Annotated in this window: 14 protein-coding genes; 6 read left to right on the top strand and 8 right to left on the bottom strand. The window is 62.6% G+C overall.

Going from position 1 to position 14,913, the window contains the following annotated elements:
• Nucleotides 1-85: 85 nt before the first annotated feature.
• Both BLW62_RS13205 and BLW62_RS13200 read left to right on the top strand, forming a co-directional pair.
• Entirely contained in the window at nucleotides 86-3,166 is a 3,081-nt protein-coding gene (locus BLW62_RS13205) for an FAD-binding and (Fe-S)-binding domain-containing protein (protein ID WP_090507464.1), read from the top strand.
• 132 nt (nucleotides 3,167-3,298) lie between these two features.
• A complete protein-coding gene (locus tag BLW62_RS13200; protein ID WP_090507463.1) occupies nucleotides 3,299-3,643 on the top strand; it encodes a cupin domain-containing protein in 345 nt (114 codons plus the stop codon).
• 39 nt (nucleotides 3,644-3,682) lie between these two features.
• Here the strand turns inward: BLW62_RS13200 and BLW62_RS13195 are convergent, their stop codons facing one another.
• The 3 genes from BLW62_RS13195 to BLW62_RS13185 form a co-directional block, all read right to left on the bottom strand.
• Entirely contained in the window at nucleotides 3,683-3,967 is a 285-nt protein-coding gene (locus BLW62_RS13195; protein WP_090507608.1) for a DUF7967 family protein, read from the bottom strand.
• 59 nt (nucleotides 3,968-4,026) lie between these two features.
• Nucleotides 4,027-5,076, bottom strand: a complete 1,050-nt coding sequence (locus BLW62_RS13190) for a DUF7972 family membrane protein (protein WP_090507462.1) — start codon at nucleotides 5,074-5,076, stop codon at nucleotides 4,027-4,029.
• A 123-nt stretch (nucleotides 5,077-5,199) separates the two neighbouring features.
• Complete coding sequence (locus BLW62_RS13185; protein WP_090507461.1) at nucleotides 5,200-6,225, bottom strand: DUF7972 family membrane protein; 1,026 nt, start codon at nucleotides 6,223-6,225, stop codon at nucleotides 5,200-5,202.
• Between the two features lie 176 nt (nucleotides 6,226-6,401).
• Between BLW62_RS13185 and BLW62_RS13180 the strand changes: the two genes are divergently transcribed.
• The gene (locus BLW62_RS13180) at nucleotides 6,402-6,989 is read left to right on the top strand and encodes a hypothetical protein (protein WP_090507460.1); all 588 of its coding nucleotides are present in this window, start codon (nucleotides 6,402-6,404) and stop codon (nucleotides 6,987-6,989) included.
• Between the two features lie 70 nt (nucleotides 6,990-7,059).
• Here the strand turns inward: BLW62_RS13180 and BLW62_RS13175 are convergent, their stop codons facing one another.
• Both BLW62_RS13175 and BLW62_RS13170 read right to left on the bottom strand, forming a co-directional pair.
• On the bottom strand, nucleotides 7,060-7,626 hold the full coding sequence (locus BLW62_RS13175; RefSeq protein ID WP_090507459.1) for an HPP family protein: 567 nt from the start codon (nucleotides 7,624-7,626) through the stop codon (nucleotides 7,060-7,062).
• Between the two features lie 99 nt (nucleotides 7,627-7,725).
• Entirely contained in the window at nucleotides 7,726-8,775 is a 1,050-nt protein-coding gene (locus tag BLW62_RS13170) for a DUF7972 family membrane protein (protein WP_090507458.1), read from the bottom strand.
• 230 nt (nucleotides 8,776-9,005) lie between these two features.
• Here BLW62_RS13170 and BLW62_RS13165 point away from each other — a divergent pair, with 230 nt between their 5' ends.
• Entirely contained in the window at nucleotides 9,006-9,506 is a 501-nt protein-coding gene (locus BLW62_RS13165; RefSeq protein WP_090507457.1) for an FxLYD domain-containing protein, read from the top strand.
• A 125-nt stretch (nucleotides 9,507-9,631) separates the two neighbouring features.
• On the opposite strand, the gene BLW62_RS13160 is transcribed toward BLW62_RS13165, so the two are convergent.
• The 3 genes from BLW62_RS13160 to BLW62_RS13150 form a co-directional block, all read right to left on the bottom strand.
• Nucleotides 9,632-9,976 carry a hypothetical protein gene (locus tag BLW62_RS13160; RefSeq protein WP_090507456.1) on the bottom strand — a complete coding sequence of 115 codons (345 nt, stop codon included), beginning with the start codon at nucleotides 9,974-9,976 and terminating at the stop codon, nucleotides 9,632-9,634.
• 267 nt (nucleotides 9,977-10,243) lie between these two features.
• Complete coding sequence (locus BLW62_RS13155; RefSeq protein ID WP_090507455.1) at nucleotides 10,244-11,077, bottom strand: PspA/IM30 family protein; 834 nt, start codon at nucleotides 11,075-11,077, stop codon at nucleotides 10,244-10,246.
• Between the two features lie 174 nt (nucleotides 11,078-11,251).
• Complete coding sequence (locus tag BLW62_RS13150) at nucleotides 11,252-12,121, bottom strand: winged helix-turn-helix domain-containing protein (RefSeq protein ID WP_090507454.1); 870 nt, start codon at nucleotides 12,119-12,121, stop codon at nucleotides 11,252-11,254.
• A gap of 122 nt (nucleotides 12,122-12,243) precedes the next feature.
• Between BLW62_RS13150 and BLW62_RS13145 the strand changes: the two genes are divergently transcribed.
• Both BLW62_RS13145 and BLW62_RS13140 read left to right on the top strand, forming a co-directional pair.
• On the top strand, nucleotides 12,244-13,812 hold the full coding sequence (locus BLW62_RS13145) for a M23 family metallopeptidase (protein ID WP_090507453.1): 1,569 nt from the start codon (nucleotides 12,244-12,246) through the stop codon (nucleotides 13,810-13,812).
• 26 nt (nucleotides 13,813-13,838) lie between these two features.
• Nucleotides 13,839-14,471, top strand: coding sequence for an alpha/beta hydrolase (locus BLW62_RS13140; protein WP_090507452.1), 633 nt, complete (start codon nucleotides 13,839-13,841; stop codon nucleotides 14,469-14,471).
• Nucleotides 14,472-14,913: the final 442 nt, after the last annotated feature.

Raw genomic sequence — 14,913 nt, 5'->3', positions numbered from 1 at the left:
AGTTGTATTTCAGACACGAACGCGGTCGTTCGCGGTACCTTCGGTAATGCTGATCCTTTTAGCCACCTGTGCGTAAGGGACGCACATGTCTCTGGAGCCGAGCGCTGATCCGGCTACCGACCGACGCGCGAACTACGACTATGGGAGCGACGACGTCGACCGTCCGGCGCTGGTCGACGACCTCGAGGCACTCGTCGAGTGTTCGGTTCGCGCCGACTCGTACTCCCGGGAACTCTACGCGACCGACGCGAGCGCCTACGAGATGACGCCGATCGCCGTCGCGTTCCCGGAATCGACGGCCGACGTCGTCGGGATCGTCGAGTACTGCAACACGAGAGAGATCCCCGTGCTCCCGCGGGGCGGCGGAACGAGCCTCGCCGGTCAGACCGTCAACCGTGCCGTCGTGCTCGATTTCACGCGTCACCTGAACGACGTGCTCGAGATCGACACCCGCGACCGAACGGCGACGGTCCAGCCCGGAACGATCCTTGGAACGCTCAACGAAACGCTCGCCGAGCACGACCTGAAGTTCGCGCCGGACCCCGCGTGGGGCGACAAAAGCGCCATCGGCGGCGCGATCGGGAACAACTCGACGGGTTCGCACTCGCTGAAGTACGGCAAGACGGACGCCTACATCGAGTCCGTCGAGGCCGTCCTCGCCGACGGGACCCAGACCACATTCGGCGAGGTGACGCTCGAGGAACTCGCCGAGCGCGGTGATCCGGACGGCGACCTCGAGTCGCGAATCTACGCCGAAGTGAGCCGGCTCGTCGAAGAGGACGGCGACCTGATCGAGGAGGCCTACCCCGACCTCAAGCGAAACGTCTCGGGGTACAACCTCGACCGACTCGTCGCCGAAGCTCGGGGGAAGCCCTTGCCCGGCGGCCAGGAGACCGGGGAAGCAGGGACCGTCAACCTCGCGCGTCTGTTGGCCGGCAGCGAGGGAACGCTCGCCATCGTCACCGAAGCGACCGTCTCGCTCGAGCCCGTCCCCGAGACGAAGTCGGTCTCTCTCCTGTGCTATTCCGACCTCCACGACGCAATGCGCGACGTCGCGCCGATTCTCGAGCACGAACCCGCAGCAGTCGAAGTGTTAGACGACGTGTTGATCGATCTCGCGCGAGACACGGCGGAGTTCGGCCCCGTCGCCGCAATGTTGCCCGAGGGGACGAACGCCGTCTTACTCGTCGAGTTCTACGCCGACGACGCCGAACACGGGAAGGAACAGGTCGCTGGCTTACTCGCCGACCGCGTCCCCTCGGCGACCCCGACCGGCGACGTGCCAGCCGACGCGCCATCGACGCCCGAGGACGAGGCCGAGACCCTCGCACTCGAGGCGCTCGAGGCCTACGACAAAGAAGAGCGCGCCCAGCTCTGGAAGCTCCGCAAGTCCGGCCTGCCGATCTTGCTCTCGCGGACGACCGACGCGAAGCACATCTCGTTCATCGAGGACACGGCGATTCCGCCGGCGCAGTTGCCCGAGTTCGTCGAACGGTTCGAGGAGATTCTCGAGGACCACGACACGTACGCCAGCTTCTACGCCCACGCCGGCCCCGGCGTGTTGCACATCCGTCCGCTGGTGAACACGAAGAGCGAGGTCGGAATGGACCAGCTTCACGGCATCGCTGACGACGCGACCGACCTCGTGGTCGAGTTGGGCGGCTCGGTGTCGGGCGAACACGGCGACGGCCGCGCTCGCACTCAGTGGAATCAGAAGCTCTACGGCGACGAACTCTGGGAGCGCTTTCAGGACCTCAAAACGGCGTTCGACCCCGACTGGCTCTTGAATCCGGGACAGGTCGTCTTCCGCGACGACGATCCGACCGACCTACGTGAGCACCTCCGCTTCGACACCGACTACCACTTCGAATCCGGGTTCGAACCCGAACTCCACTGGGAGAACGACAACGGCATGCAGGGCATGATCGAGCTCTGTCACGGCTGTGGGGGCTGTCGCGGCGAGCAGGAGACGACGGGCGGCGTCATGTGCCCGACGTTCCGCGCGAGTCGCGAGGAGATCACCAGCACCCGTGGCCGGGCGAACGCGCTCCGGCAGGCGATGAGCGGGGATCTCGAGCCCGAGGAGGCGACCTCCGAGGAGTTCGTCGAGGAGGTGATGGGCCTGTGTATCGGCTGTAAGGGCTGTGCGATCGACTGCCCGAGCGAGGTCGACATGGCGAAGCTCAAAGCCGAGGTGACCCACGAGTACCACCAAGAACACGGGGCGACGCTCCGTGATCGACTCTTCGCGAACGTCGGCACACTCTCGGCGTGGGGCTCCCGTCTTGCCCCCCTCTCGAACACGATGGCGAAGGTGCCGGGCGCGCGAACGGTCCTCGAGAAGACGATCGGAATCGACGCGAGTCGCTCGCTGCCGACGTTCCACTCAGAGACGTTCCGCGACTGGTTCGAGAAACGAGGCGGCGCGCAGGTGAGCGAAGCGGAGGCGGACCGAAAAGTCGTCTGCTATCCCGATACCTACACCAATCACAGTCATCCCGAGGCCGGCAAAGCCGCCGTTCGGGTGCTCGAGGCCGCGAACGTCCACGTCACGGTTCCCGACGAACTCGGCGATACGGGCCGACCCGCGTTCTCGAAGGGCTTTCTCGAGCAGGCTCGCGAGACGGCTCGAAAGAACGTCTCGAGGCTCGAACCGCTCGTCGAGGACGGCTGGGACGTCGTCGTCATCGAGCCCTCGGACGCGGTCATGTTCCAACTCGACTACCTCGACCTCCTCTCGAGCGACCGGGCCGAACGCGTCGCGAACGCGACCTACGGCGTCTGCGAGTACGTCGACACGTTCCGACTGGACGAGGAGATGGCGTTCGCTGACGGGGCCGCGTCGGACCTCGTCTACCACGGCCACTGCCACCAGAAGGCCGTCGCGAAGGACCACCACGCCGTCGGCGTCCTTCGCCGGGCGGGCTACGCCGTCGACCCCCTCGATTCGGGCTGTTGTGGCATGGCCGGCAGTTTCGGCTACGAGGCCGAACACGCCTCCATGAGCGATGCCATCGCCTCCATCCTCTACGAGCAAGTCGACGACAGCGACGGCGAGCGCGTCGTCGCCCCCGGCGCGTCCTGTCGCACCCAACTCGAGAACCGACCCGGTGCCAACGAGGAGCCCCCAACCCCGGTCGAACTCGTCGACGCGGCCCTCGAGTAAACTCCTGTCACCGACTTGAGTGCGTATCGGCGACTCAAGTAGGGCCCGACGGCGGAGCGCCGTGGCGACTCCTCCGGCAGCCCGATTTCCGCTTCCCCCACCGATTTAGCGACGCCGACCGATTGGCCAGCTATGGGCTACGATACTGCGTCCAAGACCGATCCGGAGTCAGTCGTCCCCGAGGAGTTCGGCGGCATGTGGTTTCTCAAAGACGAACTCGAAACCGACCACATCGGCTTCTCGATCCTCGAACTCGAGCCGGGCGGGAAAGGGAAAGAACACGACGAGACTCACACTGACCAGGAGGAAATCTACTACGTCGCGAGCGGCAGTGCCGAGGTCGAACTGACCGATCGAGACGAGACGGTGACGCTCGAGGAAGACGACCTACTCCGACTCGATTCCGAGGAATCACGACAGATCTTCAATCGCGGCGACGAGCGCGTGAAACTGGTGCTCGTGGGCGCACCACTGTAACCTCGCAGGTCTCGAGTGTCGAGCGCCCGGCCGTACGTTTCAGATGACGTCGTCGGGGTCGTGGACCTCCGCCATCCGTTTTGCCTCGGCAGCGTAGTTCGCTCGCTGGTCGGGATCGTCGACGTCCCCGAGATTCGTGGGTTCGACCTCGACGGCGGCGGTTGTCTCTCGAGCGTCCGTAAACGAGGTGAGCGCGCGTTCCTTGCGGAAGTAGCGTTCGCCGTCGGTCGTCGCGTAGGTGAGGATGATCAGGTTTTGCTCGTCGTCCGAATACGTTCGTTCGACTAACCAGACACGAACCTCGTCGGTGGCTGTGTCAGCCATAAACTTGTCTTCGACGGCGGGGCCGAAGTAACCCGGCCCCGCGGCGCGAGCGTGAGCCGTCACTCCGAGTCGTTACTCCAGTCGATCTCCTCCCCGCGACTCGAGTCCCGGAGGATGAACGGACCGATGGCGAGCGTTCGCTTGGCCATCGTCGCGATGCGGAGGACGAACGCGATCAACAGGAGGAAGGGGGTGACGGCGATGGTCGACGTCAACGCGACCACCCAGACGGTGGCGTCGATGCCGAGCAAGGTCCCACCGACGGCGTCCGCGTCGAAAAAGAGCAACATGGACATCGTGACGACCAGCGCGGGGACCGCGACGTACATCATCGCTCGCGAGAGGTTGATGAGTTCCCACTGGAAGTACAGCGTCTTGAAGTGCTCGCGAGCGAGGCCGAACAGTTTGAGCGACTCGAGGAGGTCCTCGTAGGCCTCGGTCGCCTCCTCGTCGAAGGAGTCGACGTGGGCGTTTTTGATCCGACGGGCGCGGAAGATCTTCCAGGAGTAGTTGTAGTCGAGCGCCGACTTGATCACGCCGTACGTGCCGAACTGGGCGTTCTCGAGGTCGGCTTCGATCGAGTCGGCGTGGGTCGTCAGGTTATCGGTGAAGTCGTCGACGCGCTCGATGAGTTCGTCGTCGTGGCTATCCGAAACGGCTCGCTTGAACTCGGTCGCACGCTCCTGTGAGGCGGCGATAATCGCTTGCATGAACGACGACGGCTCCGGCGGGCTGATCGGCGCGTCGATCGATTTCTCGATATCTTCCCGAAACTCGAGTGCGCCCTCGAGTCGGCCTCGTTGGTCTTCGACGGCACCCAGTTCCTGTGAGAGCACGAGCGAGTTGATCGTCACGACGAGGGTGACGCCGGTGATCAGGGCCGTTACGAGCGCTTGAAAGAGCGTGTGAACGGGTTCTTTCTCGTCCATCAATGCCGGGAGCGAGACGGGGCTGAAATGGCTGACGACGAGTAGACCGACGAAGACGAACACCATCAACCCGGTCGTGACGAGCCAGCGATTCGCGTTCAACAGGAACTCGTGTTTCCAGGTCGGATCGTCGCTTCGCTCTGCCATCGTGTCACTCGGCGCGGAACCGTCATTACTCATCGCTCGAGCAGACCAAACAGGGACGGTCAGAAATAGATGTGGCAGCCGGCGAATCTCAGCGCTTCTCGCCTCGGTTTCCGGCGTGGAGACGCCCCTCGAGCGCCCGACCAGCGTGGTTCGAGGCTACCCGAGATCCTCGTCTCGAGCGGACTCTCTGAGGATGAACGGCCCCATCGCGAGCGTGCGCTTGGCGACGCTCGCGATCCGCAGGATGTAGGTGATGAAGACGATGAACGGAGAGATGCCCGCAACGAAGCCGGCGCTGGTCACCCAGACGAGGTTGTCCACGCCCAGCGTGGTTCCGAGTAACGTCGTCCCGTCGACGTACATGATCATGATCGCCATCACCGTCAGCGCGGGGACGGAGATGTATAACAGCGCACGCGAGAGGTTGATGAGTTCCCACTGGAAGTATAGCGTCTTGAAGTGCTCTCGAGCGGGACCGAAGTAGCGCAGCGTCTCGATCATCCGGGAGAGCTTCTTGTTCGCCTCTTCCGACAGCGCCCCCTGGTGGTGCGTTCGGATCCGTCTGGCGTCGTGAATCTTTCGCGAGTAGTTGAATCGAAGCGCGTTCCAGATCACCGCGAACGTCCCGAACTGGGCGTCCTCGAGCCCGTCTTTGACGAACTGGGCGTTCCCGGTGACGTCCTCGACGTAATCGGTGACTTCCGCCTGAAGCCCCTCGTCGCGTTCGTCTTTCATCTCCTCCTCGAGTTCCCTGGCTCGTTCTTCGATACCGTCGACGAGTTCCCAGAGGAACGCGGCGGGTTCCGGCGGGCTGATGTCCTCTTCGATCGTGTCTTCGATGTCGTGTTGGAAGTCCATCGATGCGCTCATCCGATCGCGCTGGTCGCCGATCGCGCCGAGTTCCTGTGAGAGGACGAGTTGGTTGATCGTGACGACGACCGACGTCCCAGTGATGATCGCGCCGATGAACGCCGAGAAGAGGAACTCGATCCCGTCTTGGTTCTCAACGATCGTCCGCAATGGCGTCAGCTGCAAAAAGCTGGTGAGCACGAGCACGACGTAGATGACGAGCAAGATCGCCCCGGTAAACACCCAACGGTTCAGTCGGAGCAAGACCCACAGTCGCATCCCCCCGAGTCGATCCTGTTCGTCGGTATTCCCGCTCGTATTGGTGTCGCTCATCGAGTACCAGTCCCACTACTGCGAGTGGCAAAACACCCGACCCAGGAAGTGACGGCACGCCGATATATTTCTGTTCGACGTGAGATTCGTGCCCGCTCGCAGTGCGGTCCGTACGGCGCTTGGACAAGCTATTTGGCACGTTTTTTATCCGGCTCCCGCTCCTACTGATGCGTGCGATGAGCTACCAGATAGACGATCCGACCACGTTCGGCATCGGCGGGTACGCAAACTGGCTTGTCGGTGGTGCGGTCGGTGGCGCTATTGGGTCGTTGCTCTTCGGCGCGATACTGTGGGTGATGGACCCATCGATCATCACCGACGCGATTCCGGCGATATACGGCCTCGAGCCGATTGGCACTGCCGGGTGGCTGTTCCATCTGGCACACGGGCTCGTCATCGGCGGCGTCTTCGGGCTCTTGGTCACGAGGGGGCCGATCCTGGGGACGATCACCGCCGACGTCGAGACCGGCTTCCTCTCGGCAATGGGGCCAGGTCTTCGGCTGACGCTCGCCGGCGTCGTCTACGGCCTCGCAGTCTGGGCGGTCCTTCCCGTACTCGCCTTGACCCTGTGGACGACGGTCGGCGGCGGCGCTGATCCGGGATTCCCGGGGCTCGCCCTCGAGAGTCTAACGGGTCACCTGCTCTACGGCCTGTTGCTGGGCGCGTTGTTCGCGCTGATTACCGATATGACGTCGGAAATAGAGACGGTCGACGCACCGTTCAGGGAAGCCGACGACTCGCCGCGAACGGAACGCCGTCGGTAACTCCCACTGTCGGATTTTTTGGGCTCGAGGACACGCATAGCCACACGACTCGCGGGCGCGACACCGCCGATCAGCGTGGATCGTTCGGTTCGACGCCGAAGAGATCCTGCACTCGTTCGACGATAATGCCGTGAAACCAGACGAGGAGGATCACGGAGGCGACGATGATAATGACCTCGAGTACCGTCGACATGAGTCCGAGCGCGACGATCAGCGTCGTCGCACAGGCAGCCGGATGGTTCGTATCCGACCAGAGCATGCCGATGGTCGTCAACACCATCGCGAGGGTGCCACTGAGGACGAGCAATCCGACGTCGCTCGAGAACGGAGCACCCTGCTCGAAGACGTCGACGGCGACGAGGCCGTCGGCGAAGACGAGATAGGTGATCAGTCCGCAGACGGCGGCGATCGCGTGCCCGCCAATAACGTGGTACGATCCCTCTGCGCGCGGTTTCTCACCGGTCGCGAGCAGGTACGCCGACGGGCCGAGGCTGGGAAAGAGAAACGGCTGTCCCGACCCCCAGGCGAGTCCACCGAGGAGCACGAAGTGTAAGAGGACGTTCGTTCCCGCGCTGAGGTCGTCTCGAAGGTTGATCGACTCCCCAGCGTCGAGTCGCAGTTTCTCTAACAGTTCCATCCACTCTATAGTACTCTCGAACGACGGATAAACGACCCGCCATCTCCTGCTGTAGGCCGGGCCACCAGCAACTGCTGGGGAACGTTTGCACGCGTTTGTTCAGTCTTCGTCTCCACTGTAGGAAACCTCGAACGGCCCCGCCTCCGGTTCCTTCTGTGGCAACATCGGCCCGATCGAGGACGTTCGACGGGTGATGGTTGCTGTCCGGAGAATGTACGCAACGAGCAACGAGAGCGGCGAGATTACGATCGTGATGAGGCCGCTGACGACGAACGGCAAGTACGCCACGCTCACCGTCGGTCCGGTGAGGTCCGCGTAGACGAACCCGAGAATCATCGCTGACAGAATCGCCGGAACGCCGAAGTAGATCGTCAACTGGGAGAATCTGGTGAGTTCGCGCTGTAGATACGTCGTTTTGAAGTGTTCGCGCGTGGTGATGAACAACTCGAGCGATTCGATCAACTTCTCTAACGAGTCGGACGCCTCGTCGGAAACGGACTCGTGGTGTCGTTCACGAAGTTGTCTGGCCACGTACAACTGCCAGGCGGCGTTGAACGCGACCGCCGCGGACATCGCCCGAAACGTGCCGAACGACGTCTGCTCGAGGGTATCGTCGATGCGGTCGGTGCTCTCTTTAACTCCAGTCGTGTATCGATCGATCAGTTCGGCGGCCTCGTGGTCGTCACCGACGGCATCCTCGAGTTCTTGGGCCTGGTGGTGGATGGTCTCGATGACGAGTTCGAGCAACAGCGAGGGCGATGCCGGACTCGCCGGAACGTCAGCTAGTTCTGCAACGTTCTCTCGGAAGGCAAGTACGCCTCCGAGTTGCTCGCGGGCGTCGCCCGCGGAGGCGAACTCCTGTGAGAGGATGAGCTGGTTGATCGAGACGACCAGCGTGACCAGCGAGAAGGTACCGGCGATCATGCCGCCGGCGAGTCTGGTAATCGAGTCGTCGTTGGTGACGGCGATGAACCCAATTTCGTTGAGAACGAGAAACAACACGAAGACGCCGAGTGAGACGAGCGCTGCGACGAACAGACGGTCTCCCTCGACGAGCACCCACTCTTTGACCCTCGTGATCGAACTCGTCCGCTTTCCGATCTCAGCGCCGTGAGATTCGAGCGCGTCGTCTCCCTCTGAAGCGGCCATACCCTCATTTCTTCCGGATGGACCAATAAGGCCTGCATTGCACATCCCGCTTATAGATACAGTAGCGAACAGTGACGAGTTCGGACTGGTCGCCACTCGCCTCTATCGACAGCCGACACCGCTGACGGTTCAGGGCCTACACTGAAATACATTCGTGGTGTCGCGTTTTGTATGAGTTATCGCGGGTACACCCCGTCGAAACGGTCTTCGTCTGCGAACAGGGGCCGACGATGACAGCGTCGCCAACCGGCCGTCGCCAACTCCTTCTCGCCGTCGGTGCCGTCTCGAGCGCCCTCCTCGCCGGCTGTAACGGTGGTGGGCCGGGTGTCGAGGGTGAACCCGATTACGAACGCGAACCGATCGAGGACATCGACGCCGAGGACCGCTCGGAAACCGAACTGACCGCGGCGGAGGCTCTCGCCGAACAGGAGATCAACGAGAGTGTCTCTGCCCTCGGAGAACTCTCGTTCGAACGCCACGAGTTCGTCCTCGAGGACGGCTTTCGGGGTCCGACCGTCCAGGGGGTCCTCGAAAATACGGGCGACGAGCGGATCGATCTCGCCGAAGTACGCGTCCGCGTGTACAACGACGACGGCGATCAACTCGGACGCTACCTCGACACGATCGGTGATTTCGACGGCGAAACGACCTGGGAGTTCCAGGTCGTCATCCTCGAGCCACCGGCCGAACTGGCGGAGTACGATATCACGGCACTCGGCACGCCGAACTGATCGATACGTCATCACGCATTCAGGACCCGAACAGACTGACACCGTCATCACGCATTCGAGACAGTGAACAGGCTGACACCGTCAGCGAGATACAGTCGATCGATGCCAGCCCATCGGCGACTCGCTCACTCCGCACGCTCGAGCAGTCGATCGTCTACACCCGCCTCGACGTCGTCGGCGTCGATTGCGAGCGAGTACGCCGGTCGTCCCTTTCCCGTCGGCGACCGCCGGTCTCTTTCGGCTTCCTCGAGAAACTCCGCGTCCTCGAGTCGATACAACGAACGCATTACGTCCGCTTCGGAGACCGTGCCGACGACGTCCGTCTCGGCGCTCTCGAGGTGTGCTCGACAGGCGTGTCGAACCTCGTGTGCCTGGACTGGCGTCTCGTCGCTTCGCTCGCACGTCGCTACGCAGAGTAACACCACTTGTTCGGTCGTCGATAACGTTTCGAAACCCGGATTCGTCCCCATAGGCGCGTTTCCACGTCGCCCGTGGTAGTCGTTGCTCCTCTCTCCAGTTCGTGTGAATGTCGGGTTCAGGCCGTCACCCTCCAGAACATAGCCTTACGCACAACGTTGCCGTCCACACACGAGAACGCCTACGCCAGCGCTACTCGAGTAACAGTGGCCCTCCGTAAGATCTGGTCTCTCGAGTAACAGTGGCCCTCCGTAAGATCTGGTCTCTCGAGTAACAGTGGCCCTCCGTAAAACCGCCTACTCCGTGTGAAACTGGGCGGATCAGGCGTTCTCTTCGTCCTGCAGTTCGGCGAGTTCGGCATCGATTTCGCTGTCGTCGACGTCCTCCTCGAGTTCCTCGAGTTCGTCCTCGTCGACGTCGCTCTCGACGTCCGGTGCTGGTTCCTCCTCGCTGTCACCCTCTCCAACCTCGGATTTGAGCGTCTCGAGTTCGGCTTCGACGCCGCTGTCGGTCGACAGTTCCTCGAGTTCGCGGTCGATATTGTCCTTGTCCGAGAGCACGTTGTCGAACGCCCCGGATTCGTGCAGTTCGTCGAGTGCGGCCGAACGCGCTTCCATGTCCTCGGTCTTCTCCTCGGCGCGCTCGATGGCGCGACCGACGTCTTCGAACTCCTCTCCGGTTGCTGTCATCGCTTCCGAGACCGTCGAACTCGCCTCTGCGGCCTCGTAGCGGGCTTTCATCGTCTCCTTTTTGGTGCGGAACTCCTCGATGCGGTTCTGGAGTTCGTTCTTCTGCTCGATCAACTGATCCTGTTGGCCCTGTAATTCGGAGATCTGGCGCTCGAGATCTTCGATCTGGTTCATCTTCGTCTTCTTCTTCTCGAGGGCGCGCCGACCCAGATCCTCGCGGCCCTGTTGGACCGCCGTTCGAGCCTGATCGTTGTGTTTTTCCACGTTATCCTCGAGTCGGCGCTTTTGCATCTCGAGGCGCTTTTTCTGCGTGGTCAGGTCGGCGATGCCGCGTTTGACGTCCTGAAGTTGATCCCGCATCTGCTCGTAGGAGTAATCGAGCGTCTCCGTTGGATCCTCGGCTCTGTTGAGCACCGAGTTGATCTTCGACCGGATGATGTAGGAGGTCCGAGAGAGGATGCCCATGCTAGGTACGTAACGCTCGTCACCCTTAAAAACATCACATCATCGACAGACGATGACGGAACCGGCGACTCTGGCGCGGTAGCGAACGTAAACCGACCGAACGCGAACGCACCAGCAACGCCAGTATCGACGTGATAGTCGAAAATCGGGTGACGTAGTCGACTCGACTCCCGATCAGCCGTCTACACACACCGACTGCACCGTGACGGTGTCGTCGACGACGACCGTCGCCGTCCCGTCGTCACCGTCGATCTCGAGGGCGAGTTCGAGGGGGTCGCGCGACTCGACTCGCACCGTTGCCCCGGGGAGTTGCCAGTCGTATGGCTCGCGACCAGTCCCGACTTCCTCGAGTGCGGTAGCGACCTGCCCGTCGTACAGTACCGTCGCGAGCGGTGCCGTTCCGATGGTGTACGAACAGGCGTCACAGTCGATTTTGATCCAGTACTCGTCGTCTTCGACGGCGTCGACTCGAGGGTCGACCGTCGTCGTCCCCGCACAGAACGGACACTGGCCTTCGGCGGCCATCGCGACGTGGTGTCTGGCCCGACGGGTGACGGCTCGAGCGACGGCGTCCGCATCTCGACCGTCGAACCCGCGTCGGGGGAACGGATACGTGAATCCAATCCAGTCGCAGGCGCTGCAGTCGACGGAGACGAAACCGCGTTCGTACTCCAACACCAGCGTCGCGTCGCAGCCGGGACACGCCGCGTCGATCTCGGTCTGGTCGTACTCGAACTCTGCAGTCGGCTGGTGGGCGAGTACGGCCCGATAGAGCGCCGTCACGCTCGCCGTCGGCACGTAGCCGTCCTCGACTTGCCACACGTAGACGCCGCGAAGCTTGTCGAGATGGTAGTTGAACTTGCCGCTGTCGCGCATTCCGACGGCCTCCATCAACTCGGCGTACGACCGCGGCTCCGTGTAGACTGCCTGCCAGTCCTCGAGCAGCGCCAGAACGATCTCGAGGCGGATTTCGTGGTTGAGCAGTGAGAACGCCTCCCGGACCTGGGGTCCGGAACCGGCATCGCTCCCCTCGTCCCTGGTCATGGGCGGGGCTACTCCCGATAGCTAATTGTCACTTCCGGAGCGACGTCGTCAGGAACTATCAACTCGCGTTGTGAAATCGTCTTCACAAAGCGATTACGTCCGTTCCCGACCGAGAGTCACTAATGACTGAGCAAGCCACCACCGAGACGGCGACGCCCTCAGCGCGGCTCAGGAGTGCGATCCGATCGTTCGAGCCGATGTATCTCGTCGCTCTCTCGGTGCTCGCGATTCCCGGCTATCTATTCGACTCGCTCGCCGTCTTGCAGATATTCCAGCTCTTCTTTCTCTTTTTCCTCTGGCCGCTCGTCGCTCCGCTGGTCGGACTGGTCTTGGGCCGTTACGCCGACGAAACGGACGCGACGGAACCGACCGACTGGATCCACATGGGAACGGGACGAGAGTACGCGATCGGCTACGCCATGCTCGTGCCGACGTTCCTCAATCCGCTCGTGATGGCCCAGGACCTCCAGCAACTCCTCGGCAGCGCCGTCGCGCTCGTGCGCTATCGCGGCTCGATTCCCGGCCCCGAGACGGACGAGCAGCACGGTTCGTACCGACTTCCCGTCGACGGTACCTGGACGGTCGTCAACGGCAGCCTCGAGCGAGAGTACTCTCACTCGTGGTTCCCGGTGAACCAGCGCTACGCCTACGACTTCGTGATTACCGATGACGACGGCCACTCGGCGACGGTGGAGGGGCCGACGGCCGTCGAAAACTACTACTGCTACGACGAGCCGGTTCTCGCACCCGCCGACGGAACCGTCGTCGACGCCTCCGACGATGATCCCGAGGCCGCCCACGGCGGCGGTCTCTCCCACCTCCTGAAGCGAGATATCCGTGGCAACTACGTCGTGATCCAACACGCGCCCGACGAGTACAGCAGTCTCGTCCACCTCGTCCCGAACAGCGTCGCAGTCGAGCCAGGCGACTACGTCGAGCGCGGCCAGCAAATCGGCCGCTGTGGCCACTCCGGCAACTCCTCGGAACCCCACCTCCACTTCCAGGTACAGGACCACCCGAATTTCGCCGTCGCAGCGAGCCTTCCGATCACGTTCGAGGGCGTCGAGACGGAGTCGCCCTGGCTCGAGGGTAAGGCAGTCGACTCGACGGCCGCGGATCGCACGCTCGAAGAAGGGGACGAAACCGACGACCAGTCGCCGACCGTTGTTGACGGCGGGCCCGAACGCGTCGCGATCACGGCTGGCCAGCGCGTTAGCTACGTCGATGCCTGCGACGACGACTCCTCGAGCATGCCGTCGAGCCAGCACGCAGCCCGGCCGACCTGGTCGACAGGACTCGAGCGATTGGGAGTCGGTGTCTCCGTCGGCGGGGTGATCACCTTTTTCGTCGGGATCGTCGCGTCGTGGTCGACCGTGGTGGCCCTGCTCGCCGCGTCGGTCACGATCGGCGGAGTGTACTGGCTCGTCGGCCCGCTCGTTCGCGACGAGGGCGTCGTTCCACGACCGACACGCGCGGGCGTCCCGATCGGACTCGCCGTCACGGCGGCGACCGTCTGGTACGCCGCATCGTCGCCGTTCGCCGCTGGCCGCCAGACGCTGGGCGGAGCGCTGTTCTTGCTTGGATTCGGCTGTCTCGTCATTGTTGCCGAATACGATCGGCGTCGGTTACAGCGGGCGTTCGACGGACTCGGGGCCGTCTCCGATACTGACTCGCGACGACACGAGTCTTGATTAGTCGTCGCACGTAATCGCCAGCCATGACCGACGTGTTGATCCCCGGCGGCCGCGACGTCCGCGGGACGCTCGAGGAACCAGACGACGAGCCACGCGCCGTCGTCGTCGCCTGCCCGCCGCACCCACGACACGGTGGGTCGCGTCGAGACGCACGACTCGTCGCCGTCGCGGAGGCGCTTTGCGAGTCGGGAATCGCCTGCTTACGATTCGACTACGGCGAGTGGGACGACGGCTACGGCGAACGCGAGGACGTACGAAACGCGATTCGCTGGGCCAGAGACACTGACCGGTTCGACGGCGCGAGCGGCGACGAATGTGAATCGCTCCCCGTCGGCGTCTTTGGATACAGTTTCGGAGCGAGTATGGCGCTGCTCGCGGCCCCAGACACCGATCCCGACGCTGTCTCCGCACTCGCACCGACAGCACGGATCGCACCTGATCTCGACGTCGTTGCCGCCCTCGAGTCACTCGAGTGTCCCGTTCAGATACTCTACGGTGAACGCGATTCGACCGTGGAGTGGGAACCCGTGGTCGAACGAGCGCGAGATCGCGGTGACACCGTCTCGTCGATGGCTGGGGATCACTTCTTTTCCGGAAACCGTACGGCGATCAGTGCCGAGGTGTCAGGATTCTATAACGGTCTCCTTTCGAAGTAAATTACGTGGAGGCGAACACGACTGTCGGGCATCCTCGTTCTCGAATTCCACGTCACTTCTGGCGTTGACGCGGGTGAGATCGGCGGATCATCCCGTGATCGAAGCGACTTCCGAACATACCGCTGGTACCCCCTCACTGGTCCGTTCCCGGATGGATTGCCTCTGCGAACTCGTCTCTCGAGTTACTCTCGTTCAACTGTTTCAGTGTTTGAAACAGTTCGGTCGGGAAGCAAGGATTGCTTCTCGACGTGGTCCACCCGGGTAGTCAGTCTCGCCTTCGAACCGACTGAGTCGGCCACCGAGGCGCTGTTGCCACGCTTTCCCGCCGATTGCGTGAGCGACAACCGTGTTCTCACGGCACTCTCAGCACCCGTCGACACCACGGAAGATTCCGGGTTTGATGAACGTTCGAATAATTTTTATTACTTGTTTCCAGACCTAC

The organism is Natronorubrum sediminis, assembly GCF_900108095.1.
GTDB classification, from domain to species: domain Archaea; phylum Halobacteriota; class Halobacteria; order Halobacteriales; family Natrialbaceae; genus Natronorubrum; species Natronorubrum sediminis.
The sequence above is the reverse complement of the archived record's forward strand: the minus strand, read 5'-3'. Positions and strand labels throughout refer to the sequence as shown.

Excerpts from the sequence above, each read along its gene's own strand:
- BLW62_RS13205 (WP_090507464.1), top strand. The coding sequence starts at position 86 with ATGTCTCTGGAGCCGAGCGCTGATCCGGCTACCGACCGACGCGCGAAC.
- BLW62_RS13200 (WP_090507463.1), top strand. The coding sequence starts at position 3,299 with ATGGGCTACGATACTGCGTCCAAGACCGATCCGGAGTCAGTCGTCCCC.
- BLW62_RS13195 (WP_090507608.1), bottom strand. The coding sequence starts at position 3,967 with ATGGCTGACACAGCCACCGACGAGGTTCGTGTCTGGTTAGTCGAACGA.
- BLW62_RS13190 (WP_090507462.1), bottom strand. The coding sequence starts at position 5,076 with ATGAGTAATGACGGTTCCGCGCCGAGTGACACGATGGCAGAGCGAAGC.
- BLW62_RS13185 (WP_090507461.1), bottom strand. The coding sequence starts at position 6,225 with ATGAGCGACACCAATACGAGCGGGAATACCGACGAACAGGATCGACTC.
- BLW62_RS13180 (WP_090507460.1), top strand. The coding sequence starts at position 6,402 with ATGAGCTACCAGATAGACGATCCGACCACGTTCGGCATCGGCGGGTAC.
- BLW62_RS13175 (WP_090507459.1), bottom strand. The coding sequence starts at position 7,626 with ATGGAACTGTTAGAGAAACTGCGACTCGACGCTGGGGAGTCGATCAAC.
- BLW62_RS13170 (WP_090507458.1), bottom strand. The coding sequence starts at position 8,775 with ATGGCCGCTTCAGAGGGAGACGACGCGCTCGAATCTCACGGCGCTGAG.
- BLW62_RS13165 (WP_090507457.1), top strand. The coding sequence starts at position 9,006 with ATGACAGCGTCGCCAACCGGCCGTCGCCAACTCCTTCTCGCCGTCGGT.
- BLW62_RS13160 (WP_090507456.1), bottom strand. The coding sequence starts at position 9,976 with ATGGGGACGAATCCGGGTTTCGAAACGTTATCGACGACCGAACAAGTG.
- BLW62_RS13155 (WP_090507455.1), bottom strand. The coding sequence starts at position 11,077 with ATGGGCATCCTCTCTCGGACCTCCTACATCATCCGGTCGAAGATCAAC.
- BLW62_RS13150 (WP_090507454.1), bottom strand. The coding sequence starts at position 12,121 with ATGACCAGGGACGAGGGGAGCGATGCCGGTTCCGGACCCCAGGTCCGG.
- BLW62_RS13145 (WP_090507453.1), top strand. The coding sequence starts at position 12,244 with ATGACTGAGCAAGCCACCACCGAGACGGCGACGCCCTCAGCGCGGCTC.
- BLW62_RS13140 (WP_090507452.1), top strand. The coding sequence starts at position 13,839 with ATGACCGACGTGTTGATCCCCGGCGGCCGCGACGTCCGCGGGACGCTC.